Source organism: Allobosea sp. GW822-FHT03F07 (assembly GCF_058801345.1).
The window spans coordinates 1-15910 of record NZ_JBXAND010000008.1 but is presented as its reverse complement, the minus strand read 5'-3'; the positions used below and the strand labels follow the sequence as shown (position 1 = coordinate 15910).

Annotated in this window: 14 protein-coding genes, 1 tRNA gene and 1 pseudogene; 10 read left to right on the top strand and 6 right to left on the bottom strand. The window is 66.0% G+C overall.

What is annotated here, in order from left to right; translation table 11 throughout:
• Positions 1 to 196: 196 nt before the first annotated feature.
• Complete coding sequence (locus AC1RMY_RS20255) at positions 197 to 1156, top strand: DUF4167 domain-containing protein (RefSeq protein WP_492867575.1); 960 nt, start codon at positions 197 to 199, stop codon at positions 1154 to 1156.
• 60 nt (positions 1157 to 1216) lie between these two features.
• On the opposite strand, the gene AC1RMY_RS20250 is transcribed toward AC1RMY_RS20255, so the two are convergent.
• Complete coding sequence (locus AC1RMY_RS20250) at positions 1217 to 2002, bottom strand: MOSC domain-containing protein (protein WP_492867573.1); 786 nt, start codon at positions 2000 to 2002, stop codon at positions 1217 to 1219.
• An 82-nt stretch (positions 2003 to 2084) separates the two neighbouring features.
• Positions 2085 to 2429, bottom strand: coding sequence for a DUF2293 domain-containing protein (locus AC1RMY_RS20245; protein ID WP_492867571.1), 345 nt, complete (start codon positions 2427 to 2429; stop codon positions 2085 to 2087).
• 175 nt (positions 2430 to 2604) lie between these two features.
• Here AC1RMY_RS20245 and clpB point away from each other — a divergent pair, with 175 nt between their 5' ends.
• On the top strand, positions 2605 to 5223 hold the full coding sequence (gene clpB / locus AC1RMY_RS20240) for an ATP-dependent chaperone ClpB (protein WP_492867569.1): 2619 nt from the start codon (positions 2605 to 2607) through the stop codon (positions 5221 to 5223).
• 106 nt (positions 5224 to 5329) lie between these two features.
• On the opposite strand, the gene metW is transcribed toward clpB, so the two are convergent.
• Together metW and metX are read right to left on the bottom strand one after the other, a co-directional pair.
• Complete coding sequence (metW, locus tag AC1RMY_RS20235) at positions 5330 to 5953, bottom strand: methionine biosynthesis protein MetW (RefSeq protein WP_492867568.1); 624 nt, start codon at positions 5951 to 5953, stop codon at positions 5330 to 5332.
• A gap of 4 nt (positions 5954 to 5957) precedes the next feature.
• Positions 5958 to 7127 carry a homoserine O-acetyltransferase MetX gene (gene metX / locus AC1RMY_RS20230; protein WP_492867567.1) on the bottom strand — a complete coding sequence of 390 codons (1170 nt, stop codon included), beginning with the start codon at positions 7125 to 7127 and terminating at the stop codon, positions 5958 to 5960.
• A gap of 290 nt (positions 7128 to 7417) precedes the next feature.
• Here metX and AC1RMY_RS20225 point away from each other — a divergent pair, with 290 nt between their 5' ends.
• The 4 genes from AC1RMY_RS20225 (at position 7418) to AC1RMY_RS20210 (ending at position 10631) form a co-directional block, all read left to right on the top strand.
• The gene (locus tag AC1RMY_RS20225) at positions 7418 to 8254 is read left to right on the top strand and encodes a chorismate mutase (protein ID WP_492867565.1); all 837 of its coding nucleotides are present in this window, start codon (positions 7418 to 7420) and stop codon (positions 8252 to 8254) included.
• Between the two features lie 161 nt (positions 8255 to 8415).
• Positions 8416 to 9516: a histidinol-phosphate transaminase gene (gene hisC / locus AC1RMY_RS20220; RefSeq protein WP_492867563.1), complete on the top strand. Its 1101-nt coding sequence runs from the start codon at positions 8416 to 8418 to the stop codon at positions 9514 to 9516.
• Positions 9516 to 10478 (top strand): prephenate/arogenate dehydrogenase family protein, encoded by a 963-nt coding sequence (locus AC1RMY_RS20215; RefSeq protein ID WP_492867562.1) that lies wholly within the window; start codon positions 9516 to 9518, stop codon positions 10476 to 10478. The genes hisC and AC1RMY_RS20215 overlap by 1 nt, the downstream gene beginning before the upstream one ends.
• A 77-nt stretch (positions 10479 to 10555) precedes the next feature.
• A tRNA-Thr gene (locus AC1RMY_RS20210) sits at positions 10556 to 10631 on the top strand.
• A gap of 111 nt (positions 10632 to 10742) precedes the next feature.
• On the opposite strand, the gene AC1RMY_RS20205 is transcribed toward AC1RMY_RS20210, so the two are convergent.
• Together AC1RMY_RS20205 and AC1RMY_RS20200 are read right to left on the bottom strand one after the other, a co-directional pair.
• Positions 10743 to 10982: a DUF6894 family protein gene (locus AC1RMY_RS20205; RefSeq protein WP_492867560.1), complete on the bottom strand. Its 240-nt coding sequence runs from the start codon at positions 10980 to 10982 to the stop codon at positions 10743 to 10745.
• Between the two features lie 46 nt (positions 10983 to 11028).
• Complete coding sequence (locus AC1RMY_RS20200) at positions 11029 to 11754, bottom strand: Crp/Fnr family transcriptional regulator (protein ID WP_492867558.1); 726 nt, start codon at positions 11752 to 11754, stop codon at positions 11029 to 11031.
• 279 nt (positions 11755 to 12033) lie between these two features.
• Here AC1RMY_RS20200 and AC1RMY_RS20195 point away from each other — a divergent pair, with 279 nt between their 5' ends.
• The 4 genes and pseudogenes from AC1RMY_RS20195 to AC1RMY_RS20180 all read left to right on the top strand — a co-directional run.
• Positions 12034 to 12834 (top strand): phosphoadenylyl-sulfate reductase, encoded by an 801-nt coding sequence (locus AC1RMY_RS20195; protein WP_492867556.1) that lies wholly within the window; start codon positions 12034 to 12036, stop codon positions 12832 to 12834.
• On the top strand, positions 12831 to 13733 hold the full coding sequence (cysD, locus tag AC1RMY_RS20190; RefSeq protein ID WP_492867554.1) for a sulfate adenylyltransferase subunit CysD: 903 nt from the start codon (positions 12831 to 12833) through the stop codon (positions 13731 to 13733). The genes AC1RMY_RS20195 and cysD overlap by 4 nt, the downstream gene beginning before the upstream one ends.
• Positions 13733 to 15385: a sulfate adenylyltransferase subunit CysN gene (cysN, locus tag AC1RMY_RS20185; RefSeq protein WP_492867553.1), complete on the top strand. Its 1653-nt coding sequence runs from the start codon at positions 13733 to 13735 to the stop codon at positions 15383 to 15385. Before cysD ends, cysN begins: the two co-directional genes overlap by 1 nt.
• A 214-nt stretch (positions 15386 to 15599) precedes the next feature.
• A pseudogene (locus AC1RMY_RS20180) lies at positions 15600 to 15910 on the top strand (sulfate transporter subunit); the annotation flags it as partial.

Below are 15910 nucleotides of genomic sequence, written 5' to 3'. Positions count from 1 at the left end.
AAGTCGGCTCATGGGACTGAAGGTCCCTTTTTGGAAAGAGCGCGTGAAGACCAGCGGCGTTACGCCACTTCAGGTCACTCTTACCCGGTGCAGCGACGCAACCCGCTGTGCACCGGAACGCGCATGATGACCCCACGGTTGCTTTGAGCACAGAAGCGCGAGATTCACGCGAATGAGACCAGGTCAGAACCGGCGCATGCGCGGCCGTAACAACAATAACAACAATAACAACAGCGGTAACCGGAAAGCGCCCAACCCGCTTCAGCGGAGCTACGAGTCGAACGGTCCGGACGTAAAGGTCCGTGGCACCGCTCAGCACGTCGCGGAAAAGTACCTGCAACTGGCGCGCGACGCTCAATCGTCGGGCGATCCGGTCGCAGCCGAGAACTACTTCCAGCACGCCGAGCACTATTATCGGATCCTGCTCGCCGCGCAGGAGCAGATGGCCCAGCAGTTCGGTCACAGCTTCCCGCCGAATCGCGCCTTCAACGAGGATGCCGACGAGGGCGAGGACGAGGGCGGCGACGACGAGGCACAGCCCTTCCCGCAGGGCAGCCCGCAGCCGGAGATCCGCAACGCTTCCGGCGGCATGAACGGCAATGGCTATAACGGCCAGCGTCAGGATGGCGATGGTGCTGACGGCCAGCGCTTCGACCGTCAGCCGCGCAACAACGATCGCAACAACAACCGCCGCTTCGACCGCAATGATCGTCAGGATCGCGGCGAGCGTCGTTTCGATCGGCCTGAAGGCGGACAGAACGTCCAGGGCGGCTACACCCCGCGCCCCGATGCGCCGCGCTCCGACATCCCGGTTCCGGGCGAGCAGCCGGAACTGGCGCCGCGGCCGGTTCAGGGTGAGCGTCGCTTCGATCGCCCCGAGCGCGGCCCGCGTCCCGAGCGCCGTCCGCGCCGCGAGCGCGAGGCTGAACTCGATGCCGACAATGCGGGCGACGTCGCTGCCGCGCTGCCGTCCTTCCTGACCACGCCCGTGCGCGTACCTGTCGCCGAGCCGGTGCCGGTCGCCGTCGAGGCTGCCCCGCAGGATGTTGCGGAAGCCGCTCCGGCCGAGAGCGCGCCGAAGCGCCCGCGTCGTCGCCGCTCGCCGCGCGAGGTCATGGACGCACTCGGCTCCGAGACGGACGGTACGACCGAGTGATCCCGGTCGGGCTGCAGTCGAGATGAAAGAAGGGGCTCGTGAGGGCCCCTTTTCCATTGCTCAGTCGATCCCAAGTGCGGCCGGAGCGGCGGCGATCTCCAGTCTTTCGCCCTCGGCCAGTCGGCCGCCGGCGAGGACCTTGCAATAGATGCCGCAATCGACATGCCCGAAGCTCGTCATCAGGGCCTTCGGCAGCTGCAGGTCGCGGGCGCCGGTCTGGGGGTCTACATTGGTCGCTGCGCAACGCTCGATCCGCTTGATCACCTCGAGCTTCGCACCGGCTGCCGTCGTCAATTCGCACCCCGCCAGATCCAACTCGGCCCAGGGCTCCAGCCCCTCCACCATGATATTGCCGCGGAAGCGCAACGGGTCGATCGATGCACCGACCCGCTTCTCCAGATCGGCGACGCTGGCGAGATTGATGATCGAGACGAAGCCCGAACGGGAATCGGTGAAACGGTAGCCGGAAGGGGCCTGCAGCAGCCGCGGCTGGCCGCGCAACGCCTCAGGCATGAAAGCTTCGAAGAAGGCGGTGATGCTGTCCTTGCCCTCTTGCGTCGCCGTGCTGGCGCGCAGCAACTCCTTGCCGCCATGGCCGATGACGAGATCGCCGCTGGCATCGTCATAGCGGGTGCGCAAAGTCGCGAGCACCTCGTTTCGCATCAGCATCAGGTATTTGATCTTGGGCTGGTGGACAGGCTCGGCCGGGTCGAAGCCTGACGAGCCGTTCTCGATCGCGAACAGCCGGTCGCCCGGGAAATAAGCGCCTTGGGCGAGGTCGGCGGAGGTTAGGCGCTCGGGCGAGAGGCCCTTGACGGGATAACGGTAGAGCGAGGCGATGCGCATGAAGGCGGCCCAGGATCGAGACGGGATGGCAGGATAGCGCGAGGACCGCGAGGAGATCGATGAAATCCTCGCATGAATGCGATCATTTGCGCGCGATGCGCGTCCGGATTGCCTCTTCCTCGATTTCCGGCAGCTCGGCGACCGAACGCTGGCAGCCCCAGCCGGCAAGCACGGCGTCGGTATCCTCGACCACGAAGAAGCGCGCGGCCTCGCGATCATAACCGTCCGCCAGCAGATGTTCGTAGTCGGTATGGACGTGCCGGACATGGCTGCCGAGTGCGAGCCAGAGCGCGGTCGCCGGCGGCAGGTCCTTCATATGGCGGCGCTCGGCCAGCGCGACCACGGCCTGTGCATCGGCGAGCGGAATCCCCGGCGCCAGCGCCCGGAGCGCCTTGCGGATCGACTGCTGTCGCTGCGTTCCTGCCATGGCCCCATGGTGCCCCCGGGATTTGACGCAGGTCAATTGCGTTCCCGCCCTCTTCCGTTGCGCGGATGCCACACCTATCTCTGTCGGCGAGGGGCGGCCCTGATGGGAGCTCCATCCTGACGAAAGGCAACCGGACCACGCTGCTACGGGGCGTGCCGGTGGGCGGAGTGAAGCTATGAACATTGAAAAATATACGGATAGGGCGAAGGGATTCCTGCAGGCGGCACAGACGATCGCGCTGCGCGAAGGCAACCAGCAGTTTACGCCGGAGCATCTGCTCAAGGCGCTGCTCGACGACAATGAAGGCATGGCCGCCGGGCTGATCGACCGCTCGGGCGGCAATTCGAAACTGGCGCTGCAGCTCACGGATGCGGCGCTCGCCAAGCTGCCGAAGGTCAGCGGCGGTTCGGGCGGCCTTAACCTGACGCCGGGCCTCGCCCGCGTCTTCGACACCGCCGAGAAGGCTGCCGAGAAGGCCGGCGACAGCTTCGTGACGGTCGAGCGGCTCTTGCTCGCGCTCGCGATCGAGAAGGACAGCGAGGCCGGCAAGGCGCTCGCGCGTGCAGGCGTCACGCCGCAGAACCTCAATGCCGCGGTCGAGGCGATCCGCAAGGGCCGCACCGCCGATTCCGCGTCCGCCGAGCAGGCCTATGACGCGCTGAAGAAATACGCCCGCGATCTCACCGCCGCGGCGCGCGACGGCAAGCTCGACCCGGTCATCGGCCGCGACGAGGAGATCCGCCGCACGATCCAGGTGCTGTCGCGCCGGACCAAGAACAATCCCGTCCTGATCGGCGAGCCCGGCGTCGGCAAGACCGCGATTGCCGAGGGCCTCGCGCTGCGCATCGTCAATGGCGACGTGCCCGAGAGCCTCAAGGACAAGGAACTGCTCGCCCTCGACATGGGCTCGCTGATTGCCGGCGCGAAATATCGCGGCGAGTTCGAGGAGCGGCTGAAGGCCGTGCTGAACGAGGTTTCGTCCTCGGATGGCGGGGTCATCCTGTTCATCGACGAGATGCACACCCTCGTCGGCGCCGGCAAGACCGACGGCGCGATGGACGCCTCCAACCTGCTGAAGCCCGCGCTGGCCCGCGGCGAACTGCACTGCATCGGCGCGACCACGCTCGACGAGTATCGCAAGTACGTCGAGAAGGACGCGGCGCTGGCCCGACGCTTCCAGCCGGTCTTCGTCGATGAGCCCACCGTCGAGGACACCATCTCGATCCTGCGCGGCCTCAAGGAGAAGTACGAGCAGCACCACCGCGTCCGCATCACGGATTCGGCGCTGGTCTCGGCTGCGACGCTCTCGAACCGCTACATTACCGACCGCTTCCTGCCCGACAAGGCGATCGACCTCGTCGACGAGGCCTCGGCGCGTCTGCGCATGCAGGTCGACTCCAAGCCCGAAGAGCTGGATTCGATCGACCGCGAGATCGTGCGCCTGAAGATCGAGCAGGAGGCTCTGAAGAAGGAAAGCGACTCAGGCTCGAAGGAGCGACTGAAGCGACTGGAGTCCGAGCTGGCCGACCTCGAGTCGCGCTCGGCCACGATCACGGCCAAGTGGAAGGCCGAGAAGGACAAGCTCGGCGCCGCGGCGGAATTGAAGACGAGGCTGGACAATGCCCGGAACGAACTGGCGCAGGCGCAGCGCAAGGGCGAGTACCAGCGTGCTGGCGAGCTTGCCTATGGCGAAATCCCGCAGCTCGAGAAGACGCTGGCCGAGATCGAGGCGCGCGGCGACGATTCCGGCATGGTCGAGGAGGCGGTGACGCCCGATCACGTCGCAGCCGTCGTCTCGCGTTGGACCGGCGTGCCGGTCGATCGGATGCTGGAAGGCGAGAAGGACAAGCTGCTCCGCATGGAGCAAGTGCTGGCGTCGCGTGTCGTCGGTCAGCGCGAGGCGGTCGAGGCCGTCTCCACAGCCGTCCGCCGCGCCCGCGCCGGGTTGCAGGACCCCAACCGTCCGATCGGCTCCTTCATGTTCCTGGGACCCACCGGCGTTGGCAAGACCGAGCTCACCAAGGCGCTCGCCTCGTTCCTGTTCGATGACGACAGCGCGATGGTGCGCCTCGACATGTCCGAATACATGGAGAAGCACTCGGTCGCCCGTCTGATCGGCGCTCCTCCCGGCTATGTCGGCTACGAGGAGGGCGGGGCGCTGACGGAAGCGGTGAGGCGCCGGCCCTATCAGGTCGTGCTCTTCGACGAGGTCGAGAAGGCCCATCCGGACGTCTTCAACGTCCTTCTGCAGGTGCTCGATGACGGGCGCCTGACGGATGGCCAGGGCCGCACGGTCGATTTCCGCAACGTGCTGATCATCATGACCTCGAATCTCGGTTCGGAGTTCCTGGTCAACCAGGCGGAGGGGCACGATACGGATGAAGTCCGCGACGAGGTCATGGCCGTGGTCAGGCAGGCCTTCCGGCCGGAATTCCTGAACCGCATCGACGATATCATCCTGTTCCACCGCCTGCGGCGGGAGGATATGGGCGCGATCGTCGACATCCAGATGGCTCGCCTCGCCAGGTTGCTGACCGATCGCAAGATCGTGCTGGAATTGTCGAAGGAGGCGCGCCAATGGCTGGCCGACAAGGGCTATGACCCAGCCTATGGCGCCCGCCCGCTCAAGCGCGTTATCCAGAAGTCGGTTCAGGATCCGCTGGCCGAGCTGCTGCTGGCCGGAAAGATCCATGACGGCGAGACCGTACCCGTCACGGTCGGTCCGTCGAGCTTGATGCTCGGCGACATCGCGGCGGTGAAGGAAAAGCGACCTGCCGGCGTGCCGCTGAACTGACGCGACGAAGCCGCGTCATCCTCGGGCGGCGCGCAGCGCTGACCCGGGGGGCTCGTCGAGAGAAGCTCTGGTCAAGCCCCGGCATGACGGGAGCGTCAAGCCCCCGTCACCCCCGCTTCAGCAGGAACACCGCCTGAGCGCCGAAGAGGTTCCAGAACCACCAGGGCGCGCTGACGCCGACGCGGCCGCCTGCCGCGTCGAGCGCGACTGCGCGTTCTTTCACCGCGCCGATCGTGTCGCAGAGCGTCACGAAATCGCGGATCGTGCAGAAATGGATGTTGGGCGTGTCCCACCAAGCATAGGGCAGGGCGTCCGTCACCGGCATGCGGCCGAGGAAGAAGACCTGTCCGCGCATCCGCCAATGTCCGAAATTCGGGAAGGAGATGATGGCGCGCCGGCCGATGCGCAGCATCTGCTCGAGCACGAAACGCGGATTGCGCGTCGCCTGGATCGTCTGCGACAGGATCACATAGTCGAAGGCATCGTCCGGATACTCGGTCAGGTCGGTGTCGGCGTCGCCCTGGATGACCGAAAGACCGCGCGCGACGCAGCCGGCAACGCCCTCGCGCGACAATTCGATGCCGCGCGCATCGACATTGCGGGTCTCGGCCAGAAGAGCGAGCAGTTCCCCGTCGCCGCAGCCGACATCGAGCACGCGCGATCCCGGCGTCACCATTTCCGCGACCAGCCTGAGATCGATGCGGTTGGTCTGGAGATCGGGCAGGGTCATGGCGTCAAATTCCCCTCGCCCTTGCGGCCGCGCGGAGGAAGCCGCGCGTCGTGGCGAACAGGTTCGGCTCTTCCAGCAGGAAGGCGTCGTGCCCCTTGTCGCTTTCGAGCTCGACGAAGGAAACCGAAGCGCCGGCCGCGTTCAGGGCGTGGACGATCGCGCGCGAATCCGAGGTCGGAAACAGCCAGTCGGAGGTGAAGGAGGCCACGCAGAAGCGTGTTTTCGTGCCCCTGAAGGCGTTGGCCAGCACGCCGCGGTGGTCTTCTGCGAGGTCGAAATAATCCATCGCCCGCGTCACGTAGAGATAGGAATTGGCGTCGAAGCGCTCGACGAAGGACAGGCCCTGGTAGCGCAGATAGCTCTCGACCTGGAAATCCGCGTCGAAGGAGAAGGTCGGTGCCTCCCTGTCCTGCAGCTTGCGGCCGAATTTGCGGTGCAGGGCGGGCTCCGAGAGATAGGTGATATGCGCGCCCATCCGCGCCACGGAGAGGCCCTTTGAGGGGCGCGTGCCCTCTTCGAGATAGCGCCCGCCACGCCACTCCGGATCGGCCATCACCGCCTGGCGGCCAACCTCGTGGAAGGCGATGTTCTGGGCTGAGTGCTTGGCGGCGGTCGCCAGCGGCAGCGCCGAGAAAACGCGCTCGGGGTAGCTCGCCGCCCATTGCAACACCTGCATGCCGCCCATCGAGCCGCCGGCGACGCAGAACAGCGTCTCGATGCTTAAGCGATCGATGAGGTGCCGCTGCGCCCGCACCATGTCGCGGATCGTCACCATCGGGAAGGCGAGGCCCCAGGGCTTGCCCGTCTCGGGGTTGGTCGAGGCCGGCCCGGTTGTGCCGGTGCAGCCGCCGACGACATTGGCGCAGATCACGAAGAAGCGGTCTGTGTCGATCGGCTTGCCGGAGCCCACCATCGCGGTCCACCAGCCGCCCTTGCCGGTGATCGGGTTGCGGCTGGCGACATGCTGGTCGCCGGTCAGGGCGTGGCAGACCAGGATCGCGTTCGACCGGGTTTCATTCAATGTGCCATAGGTCTGGTAGGCGATCTGCCAGTGGTCGAGCGCGACGCCGCAATCCATGACCAGGGGCGTGTCCGGACCGAAGCGCGCGACCTCGCTGGTGGGCTCGTTGGCCTCCTTCAGCGGATCGGCCAGGCTTGAGGAGAAGTCGCTCATTCTTGTCCGCTTCGACGGGATAGTTTGTCTTGCCGCCCGGCTTGTTCGGAAGATCGAACTCTAGCGATGCCGCGACGCGCGCGTTCTGTCAACGCGGCGATGCAAAGGGCGGCTTTGCCAAGGGGCGAAGGGAGCGCTAAGAGCCTAGTCCAACCCTGAGCCCTCATCCTGAGGAGCCGCGAAGCGGCGTCTCGAAGGATCCTCCAGCGCACCCTGGAACATCCTTCGAGACGCAGGCTGACGCCTGCTCCTCAGGACGAGGGCTGAGGAAGTCAGCCAAGAAGCGCGACATGACCGAAGCCGCTCCGACCACCCTTGCCGATCTGCGCGCCGAGATCGACCGCATCGATGCGGAGATGCATGCCTTGCTGATGGAGCGCTCCTCGATCATCGAGACGTTGATCTCGGTGAAGAAGACCCAGGCCTCGGGCTCTGCCTTCCGGCCCGGCCGCGAGGCCGACATGATGAAGCGTCTGGCGCTGCGCCATAAGGGGCTCCTGCCGCTCGACACGATCGAGGGCATCTGGCGCATCATCATCGCGACCTTCACTTATGTGCAGGCGAATTACGCCGTGCATGCCGACGTCTCCGGCGGCGATGCGGCGATGCGCGATTCCGCCCGCTTTCATTTCGGCTTCACGGTTCCCTTCGTCACCCATGAGGATGCCCGCGCCGTCATTCGTGCGGTCGCCGAGTCGGCTGGCGATCTCGGTATCTTCCGCATGGACCAGGGCGCCAGCGCCGGCATCTGGTGGCGGGACCTGATCGGCGCCGACGCTCCCAAGATCATCGCGCGGCTGCCCTTCATCGAGCGTCCGGACCATCCGGCCGGCACGCCGGTCTACTGCATCGCCAAGCCCCTCGCCGATGCGGCGGTGCGCGAGATCGTGCTCTACGCCGCCCGTGTCGAGCGCTGGTCGGAGGGCTTGCGCCACGGCCTCGCCCAGCATCTCGCCGAGGTCTCGGCCTCGGCCGCGGACGGCTCGCATCTGTCCCTTCTGGTCGCAGCCTCCGGCGAGGTCGATCAGGTCGCGATCCGCAAGGCGCTGGAGCCTGCCGGTCTCAGCGACTTCTCCGAGATCGGCAGCCACGCCGCCCGCTTCGCCTTCAAACCCGTCCGTTCGTGAACCGCTTCTGATGTCCTCCTGAACCGCCATCGTCATCCTGGACGCCGCGCAGCGGCGATCCGGGATCCATCGTAGAGTGCCGAGCCCTCCGATGGATCCCGGGTCTACCTGCCGTCGCTCAGGATGACGGTGCGGTTGTTGCAATCGAAGAGAGCCAGACCATGTCCGCAGCCACCCGCCCCGTTCCCCGCCCCGGCGTCCTCGACATCGAGGCCTATGTGCCCGGCAAGTCGGCCGCTCCCGCCGGCGTCAAGCTGCACAAGCTCTCCTCGAACGAGACCCCGCTCGGCCCGAGCCCGAAGGCGATCGAGGCCTATGGCAGGATCGCCGGCAAGCTCGAACTCTATCCGGACGGTTCTTCGACCAAGCTCCGCGAGGCCATCGCCGCTCGTTACGGCCTCGATGCGGGCCGCATACTCTGCGGCACCGGCTCGGACGAGCTGCTCCAGCTCATCACCAAGGCCTATCTCGGCGATGGCGACGAGGGCGTCTTCACCGAGCACGGCTTCCTCGTCTACCGGATCGCCATCCTGGCCGCCGGCGGCAAGCCGGTCGTCGTCGAGGAGAAGAACTTCACGGCCGATGTCGACGCCATCCTCGCGGCCGTGACGCCGCGCACCAAGATCGTCTTCCTCGCCAACCCCAACAACCCGACCGGGACCTATCTGCCCTTCGACGAGGTCAAGCGCCTGCATGCAGGGTTGCCCTCGCATGTGCTGCTGGTGCTGGACGCGGCCTATGCCGAATATGTCCGCCGCAACGACTATGCGTCCGGGCTGGAGCTGGTCGCGGAGAGCGAGAACGTCGTGATGACGCGCACCTTCTCGAAGATCTACGGCCTCGCCAATCTGCGCATCGGCTGGATGTACGGCCCGGCGCACATCATCGACGCGCTGGAGCGCATCCGCGGCCCCTTCAACGTCAACGGCGCGGCGATCGAGGCCGGAGCGGCCGCCATCGCCGACGAAGCCCATGTCGCGGCGGCCATCGAGCACAACGACAAATGGCTGGCCTGGACCACGGCCGAGCTGGAGAAGCTCGGCCTGACCGTGACGCCCTCGGTCGGCAATTTCGTCCTGATCCATTTCCCGACGACGCCGGGCAAGACCGCCAAGGAAGCCGACGCCTTCCTGACGCAGCGCGGCCTGATCCTGCGCGGCGTCGGCGCCTATGGGCTGCCGGGCTCGCTGCGCATGACCATCGGCACCGAGGAGGCGAACAGGCTCGTCGTCGCCGCGCTCGCCGAATTCCTGGCGGCGTGATGGCGCAGGCTTCGCAGAAGTTCGCCCAGCAGAGCTTCGCGCCGCGACGCTCCGAGCCGCTCTTCGGCCGGCTCGCGATCATCGGCGTCGGGCTGATCGGCTCGTCGATCGCCCATGCCGCCAAGGATCTGAACCTCGCTGGCCGCGTCGTCCTCTATGATCGCGACGCGGCCGTGCGCCAGCGCGCCCGCGAACTCGATCTCGGGCACGAGGTGGCGGAGACGGCGTCCGAGGTTGTCGAGCAGGCGGACCATGTCGTGCTCTGCGTACCCGTCGGCGCCTGTGGCGCGGTCGCTGCCGAGATCGCGGCCTCGCTGAAGCCGGGCGCGATCCTGTCCGATGTCGGCTCGGTCAAGAATTCCGTGGTCGAGGCGGTCAGGCCGCATCTCCCCGAGGGCGTGCATTTCGTTCCGGCTCACCCCGTGGCGGGTACCGAGAATTCCGGCCCCGATGCCGGTTTCCCGAGCCTCTTCCTCAATCGCTGGTGCATCCTGACGCCGCCGGACGGCACCGACGAGACGGCGATCGCCCGCACGCGACAGCTGTGGGAGGGCATGGGCGCGATCGTCGAGGTGATGACCGCGACGCATCATGATCTCGTCCTCGCCGTCACCAGCCATCTGCCGCATCTGATCGCCTACAACATCGTCGGCACCGCCGAGGATCTGGCGGCGGTGACGCAGTCCGAGGTGATCAAGTTCTCGGCCGGTGGCTTCCGCGACTTCACCCGCATCGCGGCCTCCGACCCGACGATGTGGCGCGATGTCTTCCTGCACAACAAGGACGCGGTGCTGGAGATGCTTGGTCGCTTTAGCGAGGATCTGGCGGTGCTTACGCGGGCGATCCGCTTCGGCGACGGCGAGACCCTGCACAAGCACTTCACCCGCACCCGCGCCATCCGCCGCGGCATCGTGGCGCTCGGCCAGGAGAAGCCGGAGACGGAGAAGCTGCGCAAGGACTGAATTTCGGGCATGCCGCTCGGCATTGCCTTGCCGGGAACTTGCCAAGAATCGGCCGGGCTGGTAGAGGCTGCCGCGTCGCCGCAATAGCTCAGCTGGTAGAGCACCTCATTCGTAATGAGGGGGTCGGGGGTTCGAATCCCTCTTGCGGCACCACTCTCCTTCTCCCTTCGCTACGATTGCGCGAACTGGCCGAAGCGGCGGGTTTCGCGGCGCGTTGGGTCGAGGTCCTTGCATGGGGCGCCGACCATCGCCCGCAGGAGGCCGTCAGGTCTTCAGCCACTTCCCGACCAGGGTCATTTCCGCGTGGTAGAGGTCCGATCCGTCGGAGCTGCGGACATGGACGCTGAAGATGCGCTCGTCTCCGTCCGGAAGCGCCTCCCGCACCATGTCGGGCAGCGCGTCGAGCGCCGCGATCCGAGCAGCCGCGTCGTCGTCGAGATCCAGTCCCGTATCGTCGCGTTCGGAGCGCGCACCATCTGAGCTGTCGATGAAGTAGCGAGGCATGACGGCTAAATGCGACAGCGGCCTGGGTGTTCCCTAAGGCTTTCGGTCAGCGCGGCTCGCGTGTCAGATTGAGATAGGTCGGATCGAAATCGCCGAGCTTCGCCAGCGCAGCGAAATCGCGGATATGGACGCGGCCGGCTTCCCAGGTGAAGTAGTCGGTCCGCTTGAGGCTCTTCAGCACGCGGTTCACGTGCACCAGCGACAGACCCATCATGTCGGCGAGATCGTATTGCGTCACCGGCAGGTCGAACGCGTCGTCGAAGACGAGGCCCGCCACCTGCAGGCGCAGATACAGTTCGCAGAGCAGGTGGCTGATATGGGCCATCGGCGAGCGCCGCCCGATCGAGGCGATCCAGGCCCTCTGGATCGCGCCGTCGATGACCGTGGACAGCCAGAACAGGCGTGTGAGATGCGGCGCCTGCTCGCTGATCCGCAGCAGGTCCGAATGCGGCACGAAGATCGCCTCGCAGTCGGTCAGTGCGACGACGCTATGGTCCATCAGCTTCAGCAGGAAGGCGTGCAGATCGACGAAGTCGCCGGGAACATGGATCGCCGAGATCTGCCGGGAACCGTCCGCCAGGAACGCCTCGCGCGCTGCCAGCCCGCCGGTGATCAGGCAGCTTTCGGGAGGCCGCGTATGCTCGATGACGAGCTGTGCGCCTTTCGGGAATGACTTCTTGCGCTGCGTCAGGCCCAGGATCTGACCGCGATCCTCTTCGGTCAGTTCGTCCCTGCCGCCGAGAGCATTGATGAGATAGGTCAGTCCGGACACCTTGGCTCCTTCGCCTTGGGCTATGGTATCGCACATCGCATCGTTCGTGCTCGCGAGTTGCCCTGCCGTCAGGCTGTCCCGCACGCGGTGCCACCAATCCGGTTCTACCGTCATGTCATTTGATATGTTCCCGCGAGAAACGTCCTTCCAGCATCCCATCGCGCCGGGAAATGAACCTCCCCCATCGCGCGCCAACTACGGAAACTCTCTCTCCCGGCTCTCGGCTAAGCTTCTGACTGCGGTTTTTGCAGCCGCGCATTTTGTGTCAGGAACTCCACGATGTCGGCTGCGACCGAACGCCGTTCCTTCTTGACGGCGCCCGTGCCGGCAATCTCACCGGCCAACTCCGCCGGCGAAGCCGCTCGTGCTGGTGATGTCGAGAAGCGGCTGCACGAAGCCTGCGCGGCGATACCGGGCAGCATCGTCTTCACCACCAGCTTCGGCCTGGAAGACCAGGTTCTGACGCATGTCATAGCGCGCGTCGGGCTGGGCGACAGGATCTCCTTCGTGACGCTGGATACCGGCCGGCTGTTTCCGGAGGTCTATGATCTCTGGGCGCAAACGGAAGAACGCTACGGCATTCTGATCGAGGCGCATTTTCCCCGGGCCGACGATGTCGAACGCCTGGTGCGTGATCAGGGCATCAATGGCTTCAGAAGCTCGCCCGAGGCCCGCAAGGCATGCTGCGCGGTGCGCAAGCTCGTGCCGTTGGATCAGGCCTTGCGGGGCGCGTCCGGCTGGATCACAGGACTGCGCGCCGACCAGTCGCAGGCCCGCGCGGACACGTCGTTCATGCAGGAGGATATCGAGCGTGGCCTGATCAAGATCAGCCCGCTCTACGACTGGTCGCGCGAAGGGGCGCTGGATTTCGCACGCGGTAACGACGTTCCGCTGAACCCGCTGCATGAGCGCGGCTTCGTCTCGATCGGCTGCGCGCCCTGCACGCGGGCGATCGCGCCTGGCGAGCCCGAACGGGCCGGCCGCTGGTGGTGGGAGCAGGATGCTGCCAAGGAGTGCGGCCTGCATGTCGGGGCGGACGGCCGTCTCGTCCGTGTGCGCGCCGTGGAGATCGCCTCGTGATCGCTCCGGGACATCTCCAGAAGCTCGAAGCCGAGGCGATCTTCATCCTGCGGGAGGTCGCGGCGACCTGCGACAATCCTGTGCTGCTCTATTCGATCGGCAAGGACTCGGCCGTGCTGCTGCACCTTGCGATGAAGGCCTTCGCGCCCGGCAAGCCGCCTTTCCCGCTGCTGCATGTCGACACGACCTGGAAGTTCCGCGAGATGATCGCCTTTCGCGACGAGACCGCACGCCGGCTCGGGCTGGAGCTGATCGTCCATATCAACCAGGACGGCGTGAAGGCCGGCATCGACCCGATCTCCTCCGGCTCGCGCATCCATACCGATGTGATGAAGACGCAAGGCCTGAAGCAGGCGCTCGACAAATACGGCTTCGATGCCGCTTTCGGCGGCGCGAGGCGCGACGAGGAGAAGACCCGCGCCAAGGAGCGCGTCTTCTCGCTGCGCAGCGCCGATCATCGCTGGGACCCGAAGAACCAGCGGCCCGAGCCCTGGTCGCTGTTCAACACGGCCAAGCGCAAGGGCGAGAGCTTCCGGGTCTTCCCGCTCTCGAACTGGACCGAGCGTGACGTCTGGGACTACATCGCGCTGGAAAGCATCCCCGTCGTGCCGCTCTACTTCGCCGCACCGCGCCCGGTCCTGCGCCGCGGCGACGCACTGATCATGCGCGACGACGAGCGTCTGCCGCTGCTGCCGGGCGAGGTGGTCGAGACCCGCATGGTCCGTTTCCGCACGCTCGGCTGCTATCCGCTGACCGGGGCGATCGAAAGCGACGCCACCACCCTGACCGATATCATCGCCGAGATGCGGACCTCGCAGAGTTCCGAGCGCCAGGGCCGGATCATCGACCATGACGGTTCGGGCTCGATGGAACAGAAGAAGCAGGAAGGCTATTTTTGATGAGTGCCCTGAATGCCCGGCAGCGCGCCCGCGAGGCGACGCTGCCAGGAAACGGCCCTGCCAATGACGACGGCCTGCAGCCACGTTCCCTCCTGCGCTTCATCACCTGCGGATCGGTCGACGACGGCAAGTCGACCCTGATCGGTCGCATCCTGTTCGAAACCGGGGCTGTCTTCGACGACCAGCTCGGTGCGCTGCAGCGGGATTCGCGCAAATTCGGCACGCAGGGCGACAAGGTCGATTTCGCGCTCCTCGTGGACGGGCTTTCGGCCGAGCGCGAGCAGGGCATCACCATCGATGTCGCCTATCGCTATTTCTCGACGCCGCGCCGCGCCTTCATCGTTGCCGATACGCCCGGCCATGAGCAATACACCCGCAACATGGCGACGGGGGCTTCGACGGCCGACCTCGCCGTCATCCTGGTCGATGCGCGCCTGGGTCTGCTCAAGCAGACGCTGCGGCACTCCTTCATCGTCGCGCTCGTCGGTGTCCGCCATGTCGTCGTCGCCATCAACAAGATGGATCTGGTCGGCTATGACCAGGCCGTGTTCGAGCGCATCTGCGCCGACTACCGTCGTGCCGTCGCAGGCCTCGGCTTCACCCAGATTAGCTTCGTGCCGATCTCGGCGCGCGACGGCGACAACGTCACCAGCGCCTCGGCGTCGATGGGCTGGTATCAGGGCGCGCCGCTGCTCGACCATCTCGAGACCGTCGCTATCGAGCCCGAAAGTGCGGCCCATCCGGGTGCCGTGCTGCCGGTGCAATGGGTCAACCGGCCCGATTCCAGTTTTCGCGGCTATTCCGGCAATCTCGCCCTCGGCCATCTCAAGACGGGCGACGCCGTCGCCGTCCTGCCGTCCGGCCGCACCAGCCGGATCGCGCGTATCCTGACCCCGGCGGGCGATGCGGGGCACGCTTCCGCCGGTCAGGCGCTGACGGTCACGCTCGAAGACGAGATCGACATTTCGCGCGGCGACCTGATCGTCGCCGCCGCGCAGCGCCCGGCCGTGCGGCGCAAGCTGACCGCGCGGTTGCTCTGGACCAGCGAGGCGCCGCTTGCGCTCGGCAACAGCTATGCCCTGAAGCTCGCCAGCAGCAATGCCCACGCGGTGGTCAGGACGCTGCATCACGGCATCGACGTCGTGACGCTGGCCGAAGTGCCCACGACGGGCCTGGCGATGAACGATATCGGCCTGGCGACGATCGATCTCGACAGGCCGATCGCCGCCTTGTCTTTCGCTGAAAGCACGGAGCTTGGCGGCTTCATCCTGATCGACCGCATCAGCCATGAGACGGTCGCGTTCGGCTTTGTTGCAGAGGATATCCCGCAGCAAGCCGAGGCGGGCCGCCACTCCGAAAGCCGGTTGGCAGCCCTGCGTTCGAAGCTCCGCATTCATATTGGGTCGGCCGGCTCGGCCAGAAGAGCGGGTTTGGCCGGCCTGGGCCTCGGCCATACGGTTGCGAGCCTTCTGACGGGAGGCCTTGTCTACGGCTTGACGGGCAGCCTCGCGATGGCGTTGCCTGTTGCTGCGGCCGATCTCGTGCTGCGACCCGTTTTGCTCGGCGCGGGGTGGGCGTCTGCGCATACCCTCTGGCGGCACCGGAGCCGGAACCAACCGGCGCCGGAGAATGTTCTAGGCGACGGGATCTGAACATCTCAAAGGGGTAGAACTCTGCCCCGAAGGGAGGAAAATTAGCCTTCTTTGAGCGGGCCGAGCTTCGGCAGTCTATTCTCCGGAAGCGGTCAACTTTGAAACACAGTGCTGCCGCAAACAGTTGTCGGTCGATCTGGTTCAGCATACGCTTCGTTCTGTAAAAAGAACAATCGATCCATCGATTGTATTGTTCCCAACAACGGAGAGCACGATGGCCCGCCCCGCATTTCGCCGCCTGGTTCAAGCCGGCCTCGTTCTCGGAGCCTTCTCGTTGTGCTTCGGCGTTGTCGCCGGTGCTCGCGCCCAGACCGAGCTCCTGAACGTTTCCTATGATCCGACACGCGAACTCTATCGCGAGATCAACGCCGCCTTCATCGCGGAATGGAACGCCAAGAATGCCAGGAAGATCACCACGATCCGCCAGTCGCATGGCGGCTCCGGCGCCCAGGCGCGGACCGTCATCGACGGCCTGAACGCGGACGTGCTGACGCTGGCGCTCGCCGGAGACATCGATGCGGTGGC